This is a genomic window from Cellulomonas sp. Marseille-Q8402 (assembly GCF_965119525.1).
On sequence record NZ_CBCPLX010000002.1, the window covers coordinates 320211 to 340314 of the forward strand.

Annotated in this window: 24 protein-coding genes; 18 read left to right on the forward strand and 6 right to left on the reverse strand. The window is 76.8% G+C overall.

Annotated features, from left to right (window positions below; genetic code table 11):
* Positions 1 to 214 precede the first annotated feature (214 nt).
* The gene (nth, locus tag ACWPWW_RS12485; RefSeq protein ID WP_454050694.1) at positions 215 to 982 is read left to right on the forward strand and encodes an endonuclease III; all 768 of its coding nucleotides are present in this window, start codon (positions 215 to 217) and stop codon (positions 980 to 982) included.
* Here nth and ACWPWW_RS12490 read toward each other — a convergent pair.
* From ACWPWW_RS12490 to ACWPWW_RS12500, 3 genes are all read right to left on the reverse strand, one after another.
* Entirely contained in the window at positions 913 to 1836 is a 924-nt protein-coding gene (locus ACWPWW_RS12490; RefSeq protein ID WP_454050695.1) for an alpha/beta fold hydrolase, read from the reverse strand. The genes nth and ACWPWW_RS12490 overlap by 70 nt on opposite strands.
* Before the next feature lie 11 nt (positions 1837 to 1847).
* Positions 1848 to 3128 (reverse strand): Na+/H+ antiporter NhaA, encoded by a 1281-nt coding sequence (nhaA, locus tag ACWPWW_RS12495; RefSeq protein ID WP_454050696.1) that lies wholly within the window; start codon positions 3126 to 3128, stop codon positions 1848 to 1850.
* A gap of 112 nt (positions 3129 to 3240) precedes the next feature.
* Positions 3241 to 3975 carry a winged helix-turn-helix transcriptional regulator gene (locus ACWPWW_RS12500; protein WP_454050697.1) on the reverse strand — a complete coding sequence of 245 codons (735 nt, stop codon included), beginning with the start codon at positions 3973 to 3975 and terminating at the stop codon, positions 3241 to 3243.
* Between the two features lie 169 nt (positions 3976 to 4144).
* On the opposite strand from ACWPWW_RS12500, the gene ACWPWW_RS12505 reads away from it, so the two are divergent.
* From ACWPWW_RS12505 to dtd, 9 genes are all read left to right on the forward strand, one after another.
* Positions 4145 to 4882 (forward strand): hypothetical protein, encoded by a 738-nt coding sequence (locus ACWPWW_RS12505; RefSeq protein WP_454050698.1) that lies wholly within the window; start codon positions 4145 to 4147, stop codon positions 4880 to 4882.
* A 38-nt stretch (positions 4883 to 4920) separates the two neighbouring features.
* A complete protein-coding gene (locus ACWPWW_RS12510) occupies positions 4921 to 5334 on the forward strand; it encodes a thioredoxin family protein (RefSeq protein ID WP_454050699.1) in 414 nt (137 codons plus the stop codon).
* A gap of 35 nt (positions 5335 to 5369) precedes the next feature.
* Positions 5370 to 5843, forward strand: coding sequence for a DUF4395 domain-containing protein (locus tag ACWPWW_RS12515; protein ID WP_454050700.1), 474 nt, complete (start codon positions 5370 to 5372; stop codon positions 5841 to 5843).
* Between the two features lie 172 nt (positions 5844 to 6015).
* Positions 6016 to 6609: an FABP family protein gene (locus ACWPWW_RS12520; protein WP_454050701.1), complete on the forward strand. Its 594-nt coding sequence runs from the start codon at positions 6016 to 6018 to the stop codon at positions 6607 to 6609.
* Between the two features lies 1 nt (position 6610).
* A complete protein-coding gene (ygfZ, locus tag ACWPWW_RS12525; RefSeq protein WP_454051808.1) occupies positions 6611 to 7801 on the forward strand; it encodes a CAF17-like 4Fe-4S cluster assembly/insertion protein YgfZ in 1191 nt (396 codons plus the stop codon).
* On the forward strand, positions 7798 to 8922 hold the full coding sequence (locus tag ACWPWW_RS12530; RefSeq protein ID WP_454050702.1) for an FUSC family protein: 1125 nt from the start codon (positions 7798 to 7800) through the stop codon (positions 8920 to 8922). Before ygfZ ends, ACWPWW_RS12530 begins: the two co-directional genes overlap by 4 nt.
* A gap of 57 nt (positions 8923 to 8979) precedes the next feature.
* The gene (locus ACWPWW_RS12535; RefSeq protein WP_454050703.1) at positions 8980 to 9327 is read left to right on the forward strand and encodes a DUF2516 family protein; all 348 of its coding nucleotides are present in this window, start codon (positions 8980 to 8982) and stop codon (positions 9325 to 9327) included.
* Between the two features lie 89 nt (positions 9328 to 9416).
* Positions 9417 to 10436 (forward strand): asparaginase, encoded by a 1020-nt coding sequence (locus ACWPWW_RS12540; protein ID WP_454051809.1) that lies wholly within the window; start codon positions 9417 to 9419, stop codon positions 10434 to 10436.
* Positions 10433 to 10873, forward strand: coding sequence for a D-aminoacyl-tRNA deacylase (dtd, locus tag ACWPWW_RS12545; protein WP_454050704.1), 441 nt, complete (start codon positions 10433 to 10435; stop codon positions 10871 to 10873). Before ACWPWW_RS12540 ends, dtd begins: the two co-directional genes overlap by 4 nt.
* A gap of 16 nt (positions 10874 to 10889) precedes the next feature.
* Here dtd and ACWPWW_RS12550 read toward each other — a convergent pair whose 3' ends face one another.
* Entirely contained in the window at positions 10890 to 11372 is a 483-nt protein-coding gene (locus ACWPWW_RS12550) for an N-acetyltransferase family protein (RefSeq protein WP_454050705.1), read from the reverse strand.
* A gap of 83 nt (positions 11373 to 11455) precedes the next feature.
* Positions 11456 to 11707 (reverse strand): hypothetical protein, encoded by a 252-nt coding sequence (locus ACWPWW_RS12555; protein ID WP_454050706.1) that lies wholly within the window; start codon positions 11705 to 11707, stop codon positions 11456 to 11458.
* Positions 11708 to 11782: 75 nt separating this feature from the next.
* Between ACWPWW_RS12555 and ACWPWW_RS12560 the strand changes: the two genes are divergently transcribed.
* The gene (locus tag ACWPWW_RS12560; protein WP_454050707.1) at positions 11783 to 12307 is read left to right on the forward strand and encodes an O-acetyl-ADP-ribose deacetylase; all 525 of its coding nucleotides are present in this window, start codon (positions 11783 to 11785) and stop codon (positions 12305 to 12307) included.
* Positions 12308 to 12320: 13 nt separating this feature from the next.
* Here ACWPWW_RS12560 and ACWPWW_RS12565 read toward each other — a convergent pair whose 3' ends face one another.
* On the reverse strand, positions 12321 to 13478 hold the full coding sequence (locus ACWPWW_RS12565; RefSeq protein WP_454050708.1) for a pyridoxal phosphate-dependent aminotransferase: 1158 nt from the start codon (positions 13476 to 13478) through the stop codon (positions 12321 to 12323).
* A 207-nt stretch (positions 13479 to 13685) separates the two neighbouring features.
* On the opposite strand from ACWPWW_RS12565, the gene ACWPWW_RS12570 reads away from it, so the two are divergent.
* From ACWPWW_RS12570 to ACWPWW_RS12600, 7 genes are all read left to right on the forward strand, one after another.
* On the forward strand, positions 13686 to 14519 hold the full coding sequence (locus ACWPWW_RS12570) for a hypothetical protein (RefSeq protein WP_454050709.1): 834 nt from the start codon (positions 13686 to 13688) through the stop codon (positions 14517 to 14519).
* 53 nt (positions 14520 to 14572) lie between these two features.
* Entirely contained in the window at positions 14573 to 14929 is a 357-nt protein-coding gene (locus tag ACWPWW_RS12575; protein ID WP_454050710.1) for a TraR/DksA family transcriptional regulator, read from the forward strand.
* Positions 14930 to 15217: 288 nt separating this feature from the next.
* Positions 15218 to 16006 (forward strand): SDR family NAD(P)-dependent oxidoreductase, encoded by a 789-nt coding sequence (locus ACWPWW_RS12580; RefSeq protein WP_454051810.1) that lies wholly within the window; start codon positions 15218 to 15220, stop codon positions 16004 to 16006.
* A 10-nt stretch (positions 16007 to 16016) separates the two neighbouring features.
* A complete protein-coding gene (locus ACWPWW_RS12585; protein ID WP_454051811.1) occupies positions 16017 to 16703 on the forward strand; it encodes a TetR/AcrR family transcriptional regulator in 687 nt (228 codons plus the stop codon).
* The gene (locus tag ACWPWW_RS12590) at positions 16697 to 17470 is read left to right on the forward strand and encodes a hypothetical protein (protein ID WP_454050711.1); all 774 of its coding nucleotides are present in this window, start codon (positions 16697 to 16699) and stop codon (positions 17468 to 17470) included. The genes ACWPWW_RS12585 and ACWPWW_RS12590 overlap by 7 nt, the downstream gene beginning before the upstream one ends.
* 5 nt (positions 17471 to 17475) lie before the next feature.
* On the forward strand, positions 17476 to 18753 hold the full coding sequence (locus tag ACWPWW_RS12595) for an aminotransferase class III-fold pyridoxal phosphate-dependent enzyme (protein ID WP_454050712.1): 1278 nt from the start codon (positions 17476 to 17478) through the stop codon (positions 18751 to 18753).
* Positions 18754 to 18839: 86 nt separating this feature from the next.
* Positions 18840 to 20054 carry an MFS transporter gene (locus ACWPWW_RS12600; protein WP_454050713.1) on the forward strand — a complete coding sequence of 405 codons (1215 nt, stop codon included), beginning with the start codon at positions 18840 to 18842 and terminating at the stop codon, positions 20052 to 20054.
* Positions 20055 to 20104: the final 50 nt, after the last annotated feature.

The following is a 20104-nucleotide window of genomic DNA, read 5'->3' on the forward strand; positions in this document are numbered from 1 at the left end:
GTCTCTCTCTAGCGGTCCGCGGTCGCAGCCCGTCCTCCTTGTCCTCGACGTGCGGTGCGCCCGACTTGAGCAGTTGGTCATGTGATCCACTTCGCGGTCACCCTCGGGGACGAACGCGTTCCCCCGCAGGGCCCACACCGGCCCGCACCGGCCCGCACCGGCTCACACCGGCCCGTGGGCCCGGCCGGGCCCGCGCCGGACCTACGCTGGTCCGATGAGCAGCGACGCACGCCCGTCGACCGCGCTCGTCCGGCGCGCGCGGCGCGTGAACCGGGCGCTGGCCGTGCGGTGGCCGGACGCCCGCTGCGAGCTGGACTTCACCTCGCCGCTCGAGCTCCTCGTGGCGACCGTGCTCTCGGCGCAGACCACCGACGTCCGGGTCAACCAGGTCACGCCGGCGCTGTTCGCGCGGTACCCCGACGCCGCCGCCTACGCCGGGGCCGACCCCGAGGAGCTGGAGGCGCTGATCCGGCCGACCGGGTTCTTCCGGGCGAAGGCACGGTCGCTGCAGGGGCTGGGGCGCGCGCTGGTCGAGCGGTTCGACGGGGAGGTGCCGCCCCGGCTCGACGACCTGGTGACGCTGCCGGGCGTGGGCCGCAAGACGGCCAACGTGGTGCTGGGCGACGCGTTCGGCATCCCGGGCATCACCGTCGACACGCACGTCGGGCGGCTGGCCCGGCGCCTCGGCTGGACCACCCAGGAGGACCCGGTCAAGGTCGAGCAGGACATCGCCGCGCTGATCCCGCGCGCCGAGTGGACGCTGCTCAGCCACCGGCTGATCTTCCACGGGCGGCGGACCTGCCACGCCCGCAAGCCGGACTGCGCGACGTGCCCGCTCACGCGGGACTGCCCGTCGGCGCTGGTGCGGGTCGGGGTGCCGCCCGTCCCGCCGGCGCCGGCGCCGGACCGGGGTCAGCCGAGCTCGGCGAGCCAGTCCCGCAGCAGTGCGGAGACCCGGGCGGGCTCCTCCTCGGGCAGGTAGTGCCCGGCGCCCGACAGCATCTCGAACCGGTACTGCGGGCCGAGCCGGCGCGCGACCGACCCGTCGGCCATCGCCCGGGACACGGAGTAGCAGCCGTCCGAGCCGCCGTGGACCTGCAGGGTCGGCACGGGCGGCGTCGCCCGGAGCGCCTGGGCGTGCCGCCGGCCGTCGGCGCGCGCGCCCGACCGGTAGAGCCACCGCACCTGCTCCAGGGCGGAGTGCGCGGCGAACGGCACCTGGACGGCGCGGCGGTACAGCGCGAGGGCGGCGGGGTCCGGCCAGCGCGGCCCGCCCCACTCCCGCAGCAGGCGTGCCACGAGGTCGCCGTGCGTCATCGACCGCTCGGGCAGGTACGGCACCTGGACGGCGGCCATCCGGCGCGCGGCACGGGCGCGCAGCCCGGACCGCGGGTCGGCGCGGCGCAGCAGGGGGTGCGGGGAGGACAGCACCGCGACGGCCCGGGTCAGCCCCGGGTGGTACGCCGGCATCGCCCAGGCGACGTCGCCGCCGCCGACCCCGTGCCCGACGACCACGGCCCGCTCGCAGCCCAGCGAGCGCACCACGCCGGCGACGTCGCGGGTCAGCGTGGGCACGTCGTAGCCGATCGGGGGCTTGTCGGAGCCCCCGGTGCCCCGCAGGTCCATCGCGACGACCCGGTAGCCGTCCTCCGCGAGGGCGGGCAGCTGGTGCCGCCACGCCCACCAGAGCTCGGGCAGCCCGTGCAGCAGCACGACCAGCGGGGCGTCGCGGTCGTCGGGGCCGGCGACGGCGACGTGGAACCGGGCGCCGTTGGCGGGCACGAAGTGGTGCCGCCACGGGCCGTCGAGCAGCAGGGCGGCGGAGTCGACGGTCATCGACGCCGAACCTACCGCGTTCCGGACGCCACCTGGTGGAGACCGCGGGCCCGGTGCTGCCGGTCGCGCCACGCGAGCGCGGCGCCGCCGAGGACCGCCGCGGTCGTCGAGGCGAGCAGGATCGCGACCTTGAGGTGCGCGTCGTGGGCGCTGTCCGGCCCGAACGCCAGCTCGCCGATCAGCAGGGACACGGTGAACCCGATGCCGGCGAGCAGCCCGACGGCGGCCACGTCCCGCCAGTGCAGGTCCGGCGCCAGCGCCGCCCGCGTGAACCGCGCGACCAGCCACGTGGCGGCGAGGATGCCCAGCGGCTTGCCGACCACCAGCCCGAGCGCCACGCCCTGCGCCACCGGGTCGCCGACCGCGGCCGAGATGGCCCCGCCCGACAGCGGCACCCCGGCCGCGAACAGCGCGAACACGGGCACGGCGAAGCCGGCGGAGACGGGGCGCCAGCGGTGCTCGAGGGCCTCCGCGACGCTGTGCTGCTCACCGGGCCGGGCCAGCGCCGGTGCGGTCAGGCCGAGCAGGACGCCGGCGATGGTCGCGTGCACGCCCGACGCGTGCATGAGCGCCCACGCGGTCCCGGCCAGGAGCAGGAGCCCGACGGTCCGGAGCACCGGCAGCCGCCGGACCCGCACCAGCAGCGCGAACAGCGCCACCGTGAGGAGCGACGCGGCGAGGGTCAGCAGCTGGACCCCGTCGGTGTAGACGACGGCGATGATCACGATGCCCAGCAGGTCGTCGACGACGGCCAGCGTGAGCAGGAACGCCCGCAGCGAGGCGGGCAGGCTCCGGCCCACCACGGAGAGCACGGCGACCGCGAACGCGATGTCCGTGGCGGTCGGCACGGCCCAGCCGCGCAGCACGCCGCCCGCGGCAGCCGCGTTGACGGCGACGTACAGCAGGGCCGGCACGGCCATCCCCCCGACGGCCGCGACGACCGGGACGACCGCGGTGCGGAGCCGGCGCAGCTCGCCCGCGACGATCTCGCGCTTCAGCTCGACGCCGACGACGAAGAAGAAGATCGCGAGCAGCCCGTCGGTCGCCCAGGCCGCCAGGCTGAGGTCGAGGTGCAGCGCCGCCGGACCGACGACGACGTCCGAGACCGTCGTGTACGACGCCGCCCACGGGGAGTTCGCCCAGACCAGGGCGACGACGGCGCCGAGCAGCAGCAGCACGCCGCCGGTGCGCTCGGCGCGCAGGGTGTCGAGGAGGTTGCTCAGCCCGCCGGGCGTCAGCGCGCCGAACAGGCTCGGGCGGTCGGTGGGTGCGGGAGCGGGGGTGTGCGGCACGGCTGCGGCCTCCGGTGGGGTCGACGACGAGGACGCCGACCAGACTTCCCGGCACACCGTGGACGAGCGTACCCGCCGCGCCCGGGCCGGGCGCGGCGCGGGTCGGGCGCGGTCAGGCGTCGGCCGGCACCTCGGAGGGCGCCGGGGAGCCCGTGCCCTCGCCCGAGCGGCGGTCCTTGGGCGGGTCGAACCGGTAGCCGACGTTGCGGACGGTCCCGATGAGCTGCTCGTGCTCGGGGCCGAGCTTGGCCCGCAGGCGCCGGACGTGGACGTCCACGGTGCGGGTGCCCCCGTAGTAGTCGTAGCCCCAGACCTCCTGCAGCAGCTGGGCGCGCGTGAAGACGCGGCCCGGGTGCTGCACCAGGTACTTGAGGAGCTCGAACTCCTTGTACGTGAGGTCGAGCGGGCGGCCACGCAGGCGGGCGGTGTAGCCGCCGGCGTCGATCATGAGCTCGCCGGAGGAGATCTCCTGCGGCTGGTCGTCGTACGCCGACGACGCGGCGCGCTCGATGACCAGCCGGAACCGCGTCTCGACCTCGGCCGGCGTGGCGTTCTCCAGCACGATGTCGTCCGCGCCCCACTCCGCGGTGACGACCGTGAGGCCGCCCTCGGTGAGCACGAGCACCAGCGGGACCGTCAGCCCGGTGGCGCGCAGCAGGCGGCACGTGGTGCGTGCGGTGACGAGGTCGCGCCGCGCGTCGAGCACGACGATGTCCGCGTCCGGGGCGTCCACCAGCGCGGACGGCTCCACGGGCAGCACGCGGACGCGGTGGGACAGCAGGCCGAGCGCCGGGAGGACCTGGGAGGAGCCTCCGGACGCGGGCGTGAGCAGCAGCAGGTCGGCCACAGACGATCCTCCTCCCGTCCGAATTGGGGGACACGGTACAGCGTGGATGTCACGTCAGCCGCCGAGCGCCCGCCGGAGAGGGTCCCGCGGGCCCGTGCGAGCACCCCCGATGCCGGGGGGACGGCCCCGGGATGCGAGGATGACACCCGTGCAGGCGTCGAATCGTGCCGTGACCACGGCGGTCCTGGCGACGCTCGTCGCCGTTGCCGGTGTCCTCGGGGGCGTCTCGCTCGCGGGGCGGGACGGCGTCGTCCTCGCGGCGCTCCTCGTCCTCCTCTCCGCGGCGTTCGCGGTCGGCTGGCCGCTGGTCGCCGGGCTCCCCGCCCGGGTCGGCACCGGTGTGGTGATCGGGCTCGCGGGCGTCGCGGCCGTCACCGTCGCGCACCTCACCACCTCCGAGCCGCTGCTGGGCGCCGTCCCCGCCGTGTTCGCCGGTGCCGTGCTCGCCTCGTTCGTGGCGGAGCTGGCCCGGCGCGACGGCCGGGAGCGCCTGGTCGAGTCCGTCGCAGGCACCGTGGCGGGCGCGCTCGTGCCGGTGTGCGCCGCCGGCTGGCTGGCGGCGGAGCGGACCGGGGCGGGCGACGCCGTCGTCGTGACCGGCGCGGTGGCGCTCGCCGTCGGGTCGGCCGTCACCGCGCTGCCGCTGCGCGGGTGGGCCGGGGCCGGTGCGACGCTCGGCGCCGCCACGGCCGGTGGTCTGGTCGCCGGGGCGGCGCTGCCCGCCGTCGGGCTGCTGTCCGGCGTGCTGCTGGGCGCGGCGGTCGGCGTCCTGGTCGCTGCCGGGGACGCGCTGTTCGACCGGATGGCCGTGCTGGAACATCGTCTCGCGGGGTGGGCGGTGGCTGTCCTGCCCGTCGCCGTGACAGGCATCCTCGTCTACGTCGTGGGGCGCGTGCTGGTGGGCTGACCCGGTCCCCGTGCCCCGCGCGGGACCCGGAGGTCGGCATGGAGCTGCGGCTGCTGCTCGTGGGCGCCGTCCTCGCGCTCGCCGCGGTGGTGGGCGTCGTCTGGCGGGCACGCAACGGGCGGTGGGCCCCGGTGGCCGCGACCGAGCGCCTGGGACCGGGCGAGCTGGGCGCCGAACTCGGCGCCGCCGCGACGTTCGTGCAGCTGTCCGCGGAGGTCTGCGCCCCCTGCCGGGCGACCGCGGGCGTGCTCGGCACCCTCGCCGCCGAGCACCCGGGGGTCGCGCACGTGGAGCTGGACGCCGCGGACCGGATGGACCTGGTCCGGCGGTTCGACGTGCTCCGGACGCCCACCGTGCTCGTGCTCGACGCCGCCGGGGCCGTCCGCGGCCGGATGTCCGGGGCGACCACCCGGTCGCAGGCCCTGGACGCCCTCGACCGGCTCCGGCGCTGACCCCGCCCCCTCCCCGTCCCCCGGAAGGCACCGCCATGAGCACCGAGCCCCGCACCCCCGCAGCACCCGCGTCCGCCGCCCCGGCGGGGATCGACCCTCGAGGCCCGCGGTTCGGCGCCGCCGTCACCGCGGTGCTGCTCGTCGTCGTCCTGCTGCTCCCGGCCCCCGCCTCGACGGCCGCGCTCGCGGTGGTCGCGGCCCTGTTCGCCGTCGGCACCGCCCGGGGCGCGCAGGGCTCGGTGCAGGGCGTGCTGTTCCGGACGCTCGTGCGCCCCCGGCTCGGCGCGCCGGCGGGGACGGAGGACCCGCGGCCGCCGCGGTTCGCCCAGCTGGTCGGGCTGGTCCTCACGGGCGCCGGGGTGCTGCTGGCGCTCGCGGGCGTCGGAGCGGCGGTCCCGGTGGCCGCGGCGCTCGCGCTCGTCGCGGCGACCCTCAGCGCCGCGATCGGGCTGTGCCTCGGCTGCGAGCTGTACCTGCTCGGCGTCCGGCTGCGGGCCTCGCGCGCCTGATCGGAGGGCTGCGGGAAGGCGCACGGTGGTTCCGTCGTTAGGATCGGTGCATGCAGGCACTCGAGATCGTGTTCATCGGTCTGCTCGTCGCTGCGACGATCACGATCGGTTGGTTCGCATTCTTCGTCGTCTACCGGCTGTTCAAGGGACAGCGCTGACCAGAAGGGTTCCCATGGCGTTCACCCTCCCCGAGGGCCTCGCGCCCGAGATGTACCCGCTGGCCTGGCTCGTCGGCCGCTGGCACGGCGAGGGCGTCGTCGGGTACCCGGGCATCGAGGAGACGGCGTTCACACAGGACGTCGTCGTCGACCACGACGGCGGGCCGTACCTGTCGTACACGTCCACCATCCGGCTCGTCGTCGTGCCGGACGACGCCTCGGCCCTGGCGGACGGGGACGGCGCGGACGCCGGCGACCGGGCGGTGCGGGCCGACGGCGGGGGTGCCGTCTGGTCCACCGAGCAGGGTTTCTGGCGCATCCCGCCGGAGCGCCCCGAGGGCATGGGCTCCGAGCTGTTCCCGGTCGAGCTGCTGCTGGCCGACCCGTCCGGGCACGTCGGCGTGTACGTCGGGGCGACCGGCAACGGCAGGATCGACCTGGTCAGCGACGTCATCGCGCGCACCGCGACGGGTGCCGAGGTCACGGCGGGCAAGCGCCTCTACGGCCTGGTCCAGGGCGACCTCATGTGGGCGCACGACCTGGCCGCGTTCGGGCAGGAGCTGCAGTCGTACGCCTCCGCGCGGCTGAGCCGCGTGGCGGGTGACTGAGATGACCGCCGAGCCCGCCGAGCAGGCCGAGCAGGCCCAGGCACCCGCCGAGCCCCGCCACCGCAGCCCGCTGCTGGACCGGCACGGCGCGGTCGCCGGCTCCGGCCCGGACGCGGGCGTGGCGTGGCACTACGGCGACCCGACCGCGGAGCAGCGCGCGCTCACCCGCGGCGGCGGCGTGGTGGACCAGTCGCACCTGGGCGTCGTGCGCGTCGCCGGCCCGGACCGGCTGTCGTGGCTGCACTCGATCACCTCGCAGCAGCTGGCCGACCTGCCGCCGCGGACGTCGACCGAGACGCTCGTCCTCAGCCCGCAGGGCCACGTGGAGCACGTCGCGGCGGTCGTCGACGACGGCGAGGCCACCTGGCTGATCAGCGAGACGGCACCCGAGCTCGCGGCGTGGCTCGACCGGATGCGGTTCATGCTGCGCGTCGAGGTCGCCGACGTGACCGACGACTGGGCCGCGATCGGCGAGCCGGTCGACGCCGAGGGCGCCGAGGGGGAGCCGGTCACCTGGCGGGACCCGTGGCCCCGCACGCTGCCCGGCGGCACGCGCTACGGCCTGCCCGACGACCAGCACCCCGGCGCCGACCGCGCGTGGCGGCTGGTCCTCGTGCCCCGCGCCGGGCTGGTCGACGCGGTCCGGGAGCGCGAGGCGGCCGGCTGGCCGCTGGTCGGCACCTGGGCCAGCGAGGCCGTCCGGGTCGAGGCGTGGCGCCCGCGCGCCGGCCGGGAGGTCGACCACCGGACGATCCCGCACGAGCTCGACTGGCTGCGCACCGCCGTGCACCTGAACAAGGGCTGCTACCGCGGGCAGGAGACGATCGCCCGCGTGCACAACATGGGCCGCCCGCCGCGCCGGCTGGTGCTGCTGCACCTCGACGGCTCCGGGCACCTGCTGCCCGAGGCCGGTGCCGCGGTGCGCGACCTCGGCGACCTGCTCACGACCGGCGAGCCCGGCCGCGAGATCGGCCGGGTCACCAGCCTGGTGCGGCACCACGAGCTCGGGCCGGTCGCGCTCGCCGTGGTGAAGCGCTCGGCGCCGGTCGACGTCGACGTGGTCGTGGACTGCGACGGCGGGCCGGTCACCGCCGGCCAGGAGGTCGTGGTGCCGGGCGACGGCGTGTCCGTCGACCGCCCCGCCGCGCACGGGCCGCTCACGCGCGGCCTCGGCGGCCACCCGATGCTGTGACCGGCGGCGCCCGCACCGGGTCGTCCGGGCCGTCGTCCGTCCGGGTCCAGGTCGCGGCGCGCACCCGCCAGGGCTGGTCGCGGGTCCGCACCGCGTTCGTGCCGGTCCTGCAGGCCGTGGTCGCGGCGGGGATCGCCTACGCGATCGGCTACTCCGTCCTCGGGCACACCGCCCCGTTCTTCGCGCCGGTCAGCGCGTGGATCGCGCTCGGGTTCACCGCGGACCGCGACCTGCGCCGGGTCGCGGAGCTCGCGGTCGGCGTCGCGATCGGCGTGGGGCTCGGCGACCTCGTGGTGCACGTCATCGGCACCGGCGCGTGGCAGGTCGCCGTCGTGCTGTTCGTCGCGGCGATGGTCGCGCGGTTCCTCGACCGCGGCCCGATGCTCACCACGCAGGCGGGCGTCCAGGCGATCGTCATCGTGGGGCTGCCCGCGGTCAGCGCCTCGGGCGGCCCGGTCGGCCGGTGGACCGACGCCCTGGTCGGCGGCGCCGTGGCGCTGGCCGTCGCCGCCCTCACGCCCAGCGACCCGCGCCGCCGCCCGCGCGCCCAGGGCCGCGCGGCCGTCGAGGAGCTCGCCGGGATGCTGCGGCTCGTCGCACGCGGGATGCGCACCCGCTCCGCGCACGACGTCCAGGACGCGCTGATCCGGGGCCGCGCCTCGCAGCCCGCGCTCGACGAGTGGCAGGACGCCGCGTCCTCGGCCCGCGACCTCGCGCGCGTGTCGCCCGCGGCCCGCCGGCACCGCACGGAGCTCGCGTGGGTCGGGCAGTCGGCCGTGCGGGTCGACCGCGCGGTGCGGAACGCCCGCGTGCTGGCCCGGCGCTCCCTCGCCACGGTGCAGGCCGAGCAGCCGCACGACCTCGGGCCGGTCGCCGACGCCGTGGACCGCGCCGCGCTCGCGGCCGACGCGCTCGCCGCCGCCCTCGGGGTGGGGTCCGAGCCGATCCGGGCCCGCGAGGAGCTGCTGGAGCTCGCGGCCGGGCTGGACCCGTTCACCGTCACGCCCGACGACTGGCAGGCGCAGAGCCTGCTGCTGCTGGTCCGGTCGCTGGTCGTGGACCTCCTCGAGGCCGCGGGGGTGGACGCCCGCACGGCGCGGGAGACCCTGCCCGAGATCTGAGGTCGCCCGTCACCCGTCACCCGGCGCGCGGGGCCCCGCGCCCCGTAGGCTCAGCGCGTGATCTTCGGCTCCGTGCAAGTCCTGCTGTTCATCCTGTTCAGCCTCGTCATCCTGGTGCTCGCGGTGTGGGCCCTGGTCGACGCGGCGCGCCGGCCCGCGTCCGCGTTCGTCGCCGCGGGCAAGCGGACCAAGCAGGTGTGGCTGATCGTGCTCGGCATCGCGACCGCCGTGGCGTTCTTCTGCGTGCCGCCGCCGCTCGGCCTGGGCGCGTTCCCGTCGTTCCTCGGGCTGCTCAGCGCCGTGGCCGCGATCGTCTACCTGGTCGACGTCCGCCCCGCGATCGCGCCCCACTCCGGCCGGCGCGGCGGCGGCACCGGCGGCGGCCCCCGCTCGGGCGGGTGGTGAGCGTGCCGGGCCCGCGTCCCGGCGGACCGCAGATCGCCGAGCGGCTGCACGGCACCGTCGGCGCCGCGGCCGTGGTGGCGCACGACGCCCTGCGCACGGGTGACGTCGCGTCCGCGGCGGTGCCGCTGGCCCGCGTCGTGCGCGGCGACCTGGTCGAGTCGGTGCACGCCGGGCACCTGGTGGTGCTCGGCCCGGACGGCGAGGTCCGGCTCGCGCTCGGCGACCCCGAGGTGACCGTGCTCGCGCGCTCGTCGCTCAAGCCGCTGCAGGCCGTGGGCATGCTGCGCGCCGGGCTCGACCTGGACGGCCCGCACCTCGCGCTGGCGTGCGCGAGCCACGACGGCACCCCCGAGCACCTGCGGGTGGTCCGGGAGACGCTGCTCGCCGCGGGGCTGGACGAGTCGGCGCTCGAGAACACGCCCGACCTGCCGCTCGACGCCGACGCCGCGTTCGCGTGGCGCCAGGACGGGCACGGCCCGGAGCCGGTCGCGCAGAACTGCTCCGGCAAGCACGCGGCGATGCTCGCCACCTGCGCCGCGCACGCGGACGAGCCCGGCTGGGAGCCGGCGACGTACACCGACCCCGAGCACCCCGTGCAGGTCGCGTGCCGCGCGGCGGTCGAGGAGCTGACCGGCGTGCAGACCTGGCACACCACGGTCGACGGCTGCGGCGCCCCGCTGTTCTCCACCACGCTGGTCGGCCTCGCCCGTGCGTTCGCGCGGATCGCCGTCGCGCCGGGGCGCGAGCCGGGGACGCCGCTGGCCCGGGTCGCCACCGCGATGGCGGAGCACCCCGAGCTGGTCGGCGGCGCGGCGCGGGACGTCACCCGCGCGATGCGGGCCGTGCCCGGGCTGGTCGCCAAGGACGGCGCGGACGGCGTCTACGCCGCGGCGCTCCCCGACGGGTCCGCCGTGGCGTTCAAGGTCGTCGACGGCGGCGCGCGCCCGCGTCCCGCGGTCCTCGTGGCCGCGCTCCGGGTCGCGCAGGTCGCCGCGGTGCCCGGTGCGGACCTGGCCGCGCTGGACGCGCTGGGCGAGGTCCCGGTGCTCGGGCACGGCGAGCCGGTCGGGGCCGTCGTGCCCGCGTTCGGCCCCGGCGTCCCGGCGTGAGGGCGGTCGTCCAGCGGGCGACCCGCGCGTCCGTGACCGTCGACGGCGCCGTGGTCGGGTCCTTCGACGGCGAGGGCCTCGTGGTGCTCGTCGGCGTGACGCCCGGCGACGGACCGGCGCAGGTCGCGCACATCGCCCGGAAGGTCGCGGAGCTGCGGGTCCTGCGCGGCGAGCGCTCGGCCGCCGAGGCCGGCGCCCCGGTGCTGGTGGTCAGCCAGTTCACGCTCTACGGCGACACGCGCAAGGGACGCCGGCCCACCTGGAACGCCGCCGCCCCCGGGCCGGTGGCCGAGCCGCTGGTCGACGCCGTGGTGGCGGACCTGCGGGCCCGCGGGCTGACGGTGCCGACCGGGGTGTTCGGCGCGGACATGGCCGTGGAGCTGGTCAACGACGGCCCGGTGACCCTGCTGCTGGAGTCGGCTCCGGACGGCGCCTGAGCCGGGGGCGGGCGGTTCAGGTGAGCCGGAGGACCAGGCGCTCCTCGACCTGCGACGGGTCGCGGGTGAGGGCGTGCCGCTCGTTGGTGCGGACGAAGCCCGCGCGGATGAACAGGTCGCCCGCGGCGTGGTTGCCGTCGACGACCCACAGCGAGACCGTGGCGGCGCCGTCGGCCCGGGCGGCGTCCTTGACGGCGTCCAGCAGCGCCCAGGCCATCCCGCGCCGCCGGGCCTCGGGGGCGACCCACAGCTGGACGACGTGCCGGTCGCTGGTCGGCGACCCGGGCTCCTGGATCATCGCGACCAGGCCGCGCGCCGTGCCGTCCTCGTCCACGACCCACGTCGACGCGCTGCGCAGGCGCATCCGCCAGTGCGGCTCCGCGAACAGCTCCTCGCGCGTCAGCGACGACCCGAACACGTCGGGGTTCTCCCGCAGCGCGCGCAGCCGGATGTCGCGGACGGTCTGCCAGTCGTCCTCGAGCACACGCCTGATCTGCACGCCGACCAGCATGCCTCACCGCGCGCGGAGCGGCCCGCAGGACCTGCGGGCCCGGCGCGGGTGAAGCACCGGCGGGCGGACCGTCAGGGGTGCAGCCGGGCGTCGTCGGCGCCGCCGAGCTCCGGCTCGCCGTGGCCGGCGCGGTCGGGCACCGCACGGGCGACGTCGGCGACCTCCTCCTCCGGGCGGGGCGGGATGGTCTCGTCGTCCTCGAGCAGCGGCACGTCCTCCCGGCCGTCGTGCCCGACGGGGACCGGCGTCGTGCTGCTCGCCCCGTCCGGGCCGGAGGGCAGCGGCTCGGTGGGCACGGGCTCGGTGGGGGTCGGCTGGGTCACGGTGCGTCCTCCGGGGGTGCGGTCGGTCCTCCTCACCGTAGGGCGCGCGGTCCCGGGGCGCGCGAGCATGGGTCCGTGCGCATCGAGATCGTCCCCGGCGACATCACCACCCAGGACGTCGACGCCGTCGTGAACGCGGCGAACTCGTCGCTGCTCGGCGGCGGGGGCGTCGACGGCGCGATCCACGCCGCGGCGGGGCCGGAGCTGCTCGCCGCGTGCCGGGAGCTGCGCCGCACGTCCCACCCGGGCGGCCTGCCGGTCGGCGACGCCGTCGCCACACCCGGCGGGCGGCTGCCGGCCCGGTGGGTGATCCACACGGTCGGCCCGGACGCGCACGCGGGCGAGACCGACCCGGCGCTGCTGCGCTCGTGCTTCACGCGGTCGCTCGACGTCGCCGTCCAGGTCGGCGCGCGCAGCGTGGCCGTCCCCGCGGTGAGCGCGGGCGTCTACGGCTGGCCCGCGGAGACCGTCGCCGAGGTGGCGACGGACGCGGTGCGCGGCTGGGCCGCGGCGCACCCGGACGCGGTGGACCTGGTCCGGTTCGTGCTCTTCTCGCCCCGGGTGCTGGCGGCGTTCGAGGCGGCGCTCGCGGAGCACTGAGCGGACCCGGCGCTCAGCCGGCGACGACCCCGGTCCGCGCGGGGAGCCGGGACAGCCCGGTGCGCAGGTCGTCGGCGCTCGCGGTCAGCGAGATCCGCACCCAGCCCTCGCCGGCGGGCCCGAACGCCGAGCCCGGCGCGACCGCGACGCCGGCCGACCGGACCAGGTCCTCGGCCCACGCGGCGACGTCCCCGCCGGTCGCGTGCGACAGGTCCGCCCACAGGTAGATCCCGCCGCCCGCGGGCAGCCACGGGATGCCCCGCTCGTCGAGCAGCGCCGTGGCGAGGTCGCGGTGCGCGCGGTAGGTCGCCCGCGCGTGGTCGACGGCGTCCTGCGGCCCGGTCAGCGCGGCGAGCGCCGCGTACTGCGCGGGCGTGTTCACGCAGGAGATCACCGACTCCTGCAGCGTCGGCATCAGCGGCGCCATCGTGTCGGGCACGACCAGCACGCCCACCCGGAACCCGGTCATCGCGTGCGTCTTCGAGAACGTGTGCAGCGTCAGCACCCGGCCGTCGGTGTCGAACCGGGCCGCCGGGACGTGCGGGGCGTCGTAGGTGAACGCGGCGTAGCACTCGTCGGACAGCACCCAGAGGTCGTGCCGGCGGGCCAGGTCCACGAGCTCCGCGACCAGGTCCGCGGGCAGGCTCGTGCCGAGCGGGTTCGACGGCGAGTTCAGCAGCAGGACGCGGGTCCGGTCGGTGATCGCCGCCTCGACCGCCGCCGGGTCGGGCAGGAACCCGTCCTCCGGCCGCAGGGCGTACGGCTGGGCCTCGGCCTGGAGCAGCCGCGTCGCCATCGTGAACGGCGGGTACCCCGGGTCCGGGACCAGCACGCCGTCGCCGGCGCCCACGGTCAGGCTGAGCCCGAGGTGCAGCGCCTGCGCGCCGCCCGCGGTGACCCACACGTTGTCGCGGCGCACCGGCGGCGCGTGCTCCGCGTCCAGCCACGCCGCCACGGCGTCGCGCAGCGGGGCGATGCCGCCGTTCGGCGTGTAGCGGGTGTCGTCGCGGTCCAGCGCGTCGCGTGCGGCGCCCAGGACGTGGGGCGCGGTCGGGAGGTCCGGCTCGCCGACGCTCAGGACGACAGTGCCGGGCAGCGACCACGCGAGCTCGGTGATCCGGCGGATGCCGGAGGCGGGGACGGCACGGGCGTGGGGGGCGATGCGAGGCACCCGGGCAGGCTAGCCCCGGCGTGTGTCGCGGCGGTGACGACCGGCGCCGCCGGTTTGCCGCGGGGGCCGAAAGGTCCCACACGACGGGGGAGAAGCTGCCGCAGGGTGGCGAACGAAAAGAACCCCGGCTGCATGCCGACTCGAGTTCGACAGAGGCGTGCGCCGGGGACTGCGTCGCCAGGCTACTACGGGTGAGTGGGTGAGTGCGTGCGTGCACCTTTGTCGCGAGCGCAGGTCGCGGCCCTGGACCGCTCGATCTCCGCCACCCGGATGGCGACGTACCTGCGGGTGGCGCGCGGCGACGCGGCCTGGGCGCGTGCGCTCTACCTCTGGGACCGTGAGCTCGCCGCCGCCTTCCTCGCCGACGTCGCTCTGCTGGAGGTCGCGTTGCGGAACGCGATGAACGGACGCCTCGTCGAGCGGTGGGGACCCGAGTGGTACTCGCGGACCGACGTGGGGCTCGACGACCGGGCCAGCCGGCAGCTCGCCCAGGCCTACGGGCAGGTCGTGGGGCCGAAGCTGCCGGGGAGGATCGTCGCCCAGTGCACCTTCGGGTTCTGGGTCGGGCTGCTGGACAAGGGCGATCACCACGGTGCCGAGCCTCGACGTGTCCGCTGCGACTACGACCAGCTCCTGTGGCGCGGGGTGCTCGACCGCGCGTTCCCGGGTGGGCGTGCGGTGGCGCGTGCTGACGGAGCGCGATGGGGACGCGCGTTCGCCCACCAGGTGGCGGCGCGCGTCAACGTCCTGCGCAATCGGATGGCGCACCACGAGCCGCTCATCGACGGCTACCCCCTGACCGGCCGGCGCCGGGACGACGGCGTCGTGGTCCGCTCGACGGCGCGCGACGGCTTCGCCGACCTGGTGAGGCTCGCCGCGATGCTCGACCGGGACCTGCACGCGCTCGTCCTGCGTACCTCGAGAGTGCCCGACCTGCTCGGGCGGCGACCTCGGGCGCGCGATGCCCGCCCCGCTCGGCCGCGGCACGGCCCAAGCAGCCGGCGATGGGAACGCGTGCGGCAGCGGGCGCGTCGCTCGTAGCCGTGGACTGCGGCGGCCGGGCGTCCGCGCCGGTGCGGGCGGATACTGGGCGGATGGCGGAGACCCTCGACCCGGTGGAGGTCGCGGCGGTGCTGCGGGAGCGCCGGCGCGAGGCCCTCGCGCGCCTCGCGGGCACGGGCGCCGAGCGGGACGCGGTCGTCGCGGCGTCGCGGGAGTCGGTGGCGGACGACGAGCACGATCCCGAGGGGTCGACGATCGCGTACGAGCGCCGGCTGCTGGACGCGCTCGCGCACGACATGCGCGAGCGGGTGGCCGAGGTCGACGCCGCGCTGGACCGGCTGGAGCGGGGGACGTACGGCACGTGCACCCGGTGCCACCGCCCGATCGCCACGGAGCGGCTGCGGGCGCTGCCGACGGCGCGGACGTGCGTGGGGTGCGCGGGGCGCTGAACGGGACGGTGCGGACCCGTGCAGGGTGGTCGACCGCGGTCACGCCCTGTCGAGCCTCGTGCCGACGAGTGCCGCCACGGATCATCTCGAGCGGCGGACGCTCGCGCACCTCTCACCCGGTCCGCTCGGATGCGCGCGCCGCCGGGATCGTGCGACCGCCCGCTCACCGGGTTTCGGGCATGTGAAATCTCGCGCCGGACCGTGGTGCACGGGCCCCTGGCCTGCGACAGTGTCCGGACTGGGTCGGTCGTCCCAGTCGCCCCGTCCGGGCCTGCGAGGAGCACGCCCATCTCCGCCCACCCCCGCCCCGTCGCCGTCGTCACGGGCGCCTCGTCCGGCATCGGTGCCGAGTTCGCCCGCCGGTTCGCCGCCCGGGGGTACGACCTCGTGCTCGTGGCGCGCCGCCGCGACCGGCTCGAGCAGGTGGCCGAGCGGCTGCGGGCCGAGCACGGCGCCGTGTCGACGGTGCTCCCCGCGGACCTCGCGGACCCGGACGCCCCCGCCGCCCTGGTGGCCGAGCTGGTCGGGCGCGGCGTGCTCGTGGACGCCCTGGTGAACAGCGCCGGCTTCGGCACGTACGGGCCGTTCCACGAGGCCGACCCCGCGCGGGTCGCCGCCGAGCTGCAGGTGAACGTCGCCGCGCTGACCCTGCTGTCCCGGCTGCTGCTGCCGGACCTGGTGGCCGCCCGGCGCGGGCTCCTGGTCAACGTCGCCAGCACGGCGGCCTACCAGCCGGGGCCGTCGTTCGCCGTCTACGCCGCGACCAAGGCGTACGTGCGCTCGCTGACCGAGGCGCTCTGGCAGGAGCACCGCGGGTCGCGGCTCCGCGTCCTGGCGCTCGCCCCGGGGCCCGCGGAGACCGAGTTCTTCGGGGTCGCGGGGTCGGACGCGTTCCGCGTCGGCCAGGTGCTCACCGTGCCGGAGATCGTCGACGTCGCGTTCCGGGCCCTCGACCGCCGCAACCCGCCGCCGTCGGTCGTCGCCGGCCTGCGGAACAGGGTCACGGCGGTGCTCGCCGGGGTGGTGCCGCGCCGCGTGGTGCTCGGCGTGGCCGGCCGGCTCGCGGGAGGTGGGTGACGTGCCGCGCATGGCGGTGGAGGCGCGGCGGCGCGCCCTGGTCGACGCCGCGATCCGGGTGATCGTCCGCGACGGGGTCGCGGGCGCGACCACCCGGGCGGTCGTCGCCGAGGCCGGCATGTCCCTGGCGAGCCTGCACTACGCGTTCCCGTCCGTGGACCAGCTGCTGGAGGCGGTGATCGCCGAGGTCACCGCGCAGGAGCGCCGCGCGGCCGAGGAGGGGCTGCTGCCGGTCGCCCTGCCGTCCGACGCCGGGACCGAGCAGGCCGGCCCGCCGCTGCTGGAGGACGTCATCCGTGGCGGGCTCGAGCGCTACGTCGACCTGCTCGCCGCCCACCCCGACCGCGAGCAGGCGCTGTTCGAGCTCGCCGTCTACGCCATGCGCACCCCCGGCCAGCGGGCCTCCCTGGTCGCCCAGCACCGGGTCTACCAGGAGTCGGCCCGCGCCACGCTCGCCACGGCGGCGGTCGCGGCGCGCAGCCGGTGGACCGTGCCGCTCGACCAGGCCGCCCGTGCGCTGGTCATGGCGACCGAGGGGCTGACCAGCGTGTGGCTCGCCGACCGGGACACCGCCGCCGCCCGGGAGACCGCCCGGTTCGCCGCGCGGGCGCTCGCCGCGCTCGCGGAGCCGGTCGCCGGTCCCACCGGCGCTGCCCCGCCCGAACCGCCCCGCACCCAGGAGGACGCCCCGTGCTGACGGACACCGACCCGCGGGCGGCCGCGTACGTGAACCTGTACGCGGTCCTCGGCACGCTGCCCGAGCTGGTCCGCCGCGTCCCGGCGGCCCGCGCGCTGCTGGCCCGCGACCCCCGCCCCCTGTCGATCGCGTTCGCCGTCCGCGGCGGCCCGCGCGGGGTGCTGGCGTTCCGGGACGGGCAGGTGCGGGTCGTGCCGGACCGCGCGGTCGCGACGGTCGTGCTGCCGTTCGCGAGCCCCGTGGCGTTCAACGGGGTGATCGACGGCACGGCGCGGCCGGTGCCGGTCAGCGGGTTCCACCGGCTCGGGTTCCTCACGCAGGTCTTCGCACCGCTCACCGAGCTGCTGACGCGGTACCTGCGCCCGTCGGACGAGGACCTCGCCGACCCGGCGTTCCGGGCGACCAGCACCGCCCTCACCCTGCACGTCGCGGTCGCCGCGGCCGCGCAGCTCGGCAACGAGGACCGGTCGGGCCGGTTCAGCGCGCACCTGATCGGCGACGGCGACGTGGCCCTCGAGGTCACCGGCGAGCTCGCGTACACGCTCCGGGCCCGCGACCACCGGCTCACGTTCCTGCCGCACCCCTCGCCCTCGCCGCGGGCGGCCCTGACGTTCGCCGACCTCGACACCGCCGGCGCGCTCCTGGCCGGCCGGGTCAGCGCGATGGCCTGCCTCGGCGACGGCCGGATGGCCATGCGCGGCACCGTGTCCATGGTCGACAACGTGAACCGCATCCTCGACCGCGTCGGCCAGTACCTCGGGAAGTGAGCGCGATGACGACCAGCACCACGACCACGCCGTACACCTACGCGAAGAGCCGCGAGGCCTTCGCCCGGGCGCTGCGCGTCGTGCCGTCCGGCATCTACGGGCACCAGGGGCCGGCGGAGGGCTGCGCCATCCCGACGACGGCGTTCCCGCTCTTCTCCCAGCGGGCCGAGGGCACCCGGTTCTGGGACGTCGACGGCAACGAGTACATCGACTACATGTGCGGCTACGGGCCCAACGTGCTGGGCTACGGCGACCCGGACGTGCACGCGGCCGCGGCCGCCCAGGCGCGGCTCGAGGACGTCGTCACCATCCCGTCGACCGTGATGATCGACTTCGCCGAGCTGCTGGTCGACACCGTCGCGAGCGCCGACTGGGCCTTCTTCGCGAAGAACGGCGGCGACACCACCACGCTCGCGGTGATGACCGCCCGCGCGGCGACCCGCCGCAAGAAGATCGTGTTCTTCGAGGGCTTCTACCACGGGGTCGCGCCGTGGACGCAGAAGCTCGACTACCCCGGCGTCCTCGAGGAGGACGTCGCCCACAACCTGTACGCGCCGTGGGACGACCTGCCCGCGCTCGAGCGGCTGCTGAGCGAGCACCGCGGCGAGGTCGCCGGGCTGATCGCCCAGCCGTACATGCACGGCAACTTCGTCGACAACCGGCTGCCGAGCCCGGGGTTCTGGCAGGCCGTGCGGAAGCTCTGCGACGACCACGGCGTCGTGCTGATCGTCGACGACGTGCGCGCCGGCTTCCGGCTGGACCTGGCCGGCTCCGACCACTACTTCGGCTTCCAGGCGGACCTGATCTGCTTCTGCAAGGCGCTCGCGAACGGCTACAACGTGTCGGCGCTCTGCGGCCGGGACTCGCTCAAGGACGTCGTCAGCAGCCTGCAGTACACGGGGTCGTACTGGATGAGCGCCGTGCCGTTCGCCGCGGGCATCGCGACCCTGACCAAGCTGCGGGACCTCGACGCACCGGTGCTGTTCGAGCGCCTCGGCACCGAGCTGACCACCGGGCTGGTCGCCGCCGCGGCGGACCACGGCCTGCACCTCGTGGCGTCGGGGGCGCCCGCGCTGTTCTACCTCCGGCTGGCCGAGGACGACTCGCTCATGCTGCACCAGGAGTGGGTCGCCGAGTGCGTGCAGCGCGGGGTGTACCTCACCTCACACCACAACCACTTCATCAACGCGGCCCTGACCTCGGCGGACATCGCGCGGACGGTCGAGGTCGCGCACGAGGCGTTCGGGATCGTCCGGGCGCGGCACCCCGGGCTCGGGGCCTGACCCGCACCACCAGCACCACCGCACCACCAGCACCACAGCACCACCGGTACCGACGGCACCAGCGGACGACGGCGTGAGGGCGGGCGATGGACAGCACGAGAGCGGACGAGACGACGGCTCCCGCGGCCGGGGCGGTACGGGCGCGCGTGGCGGTGGCCGCCGCGTTCGCCGCCCAGGGGTTCGGGTACGCGACCGTCGTGACGGCGCTGCCCGCGTTCAAGGAGCGGCAGGGCATCGACGACACCGCCGTCTCCCTGGTGGTGCTGCTCGTCTGCGTGACGGCGGCGGCGGGGTCGGTGCTCGCCGAGCGGCTGGCGACCCGGTACGGCAGCCGGGCGGCGCTGCTGACCGGCCTCGCGGTGCAGGCGCTGGCTCTGCCGCTGGTGGCGCTGTCGGTGCCGGTGGCGCCGTTCGTCGCGGGGTTCGCGGCCTACGGGGTCGGGCTGGGCGTGGTCGACGCCGCGACGGGGATCCAGGGCGTCCTCGTGCAGCGGCGCTACGGCCGGCCGGTGATGTCCGGGTTCTTCGCCAGCTACACGGCCGCTGCCGTGGTGGGCGCGCTGGTCATGTCGGCGCTGGTCGGCACGGCCGGGGTCCCGGGCGCGACCGGGGCGCTCGTCGTGGCGGCGGTGGCGCTCGCGGGGGCTGCGGTCGCCGGACGCCGGCGGCTGCTCGGGTCCGACCCGGTGCTGCCGAGCGCGTCCGCAGCGTCCCCAGCGCCCCGTCCCGCGCGCGGCCCGCTGCCGACGCGCGGCATCTGGCTGGTCGGCAGCGTGGTGCTGGCCGCGTTCGTCGCGGACTCGGCCGTGAGCACGTGGAGCACCGTGTACCTGCACGACGTGCTGCTCGCGTCCGGTGCCGTCGCGCCGCTCGGGTACGCCGCGTACCAGGCGGCGGTGCTGGTCACGCGGCTCGCGGGGGACCGCTTGGTCGCCCGCACGGGCCGCGCCCCGCTCGTCGCCGGCGCGGCGGCGGCCGCCACGGCCGGCCTGGTGCTGGTCGCCCTGGTGCCCAGCACGGGCGCCGCCGTGCTCGGGTTCGCCGTCGTCGGGGTGGGGGTGGGCGCCCTGGTCCCGCTGGCGTTCTCGGCCGCGGGCGACCTGGACCCGGCGCGCACCGACGAGGTCGTCGCGCGGGTCAACGTCTTCAACTACGCCGGCGCGGTGCTGGGCGCGGTCGCCGTGGGCCTGCTCGCCGACGGGCCGGGGCTGGCGCTGGCGTTCCTGCTGCCCGCCGCGCTCGTGGCGCCGACCGTGGCGACCGCCGGGCGCTTCCGGGTGGCCGCTCCCGCGACCTCGTGACGACCGCGAGGTCCGCGGAGCAGACTGGGCGGCACCCGAGTCGAGGAGGC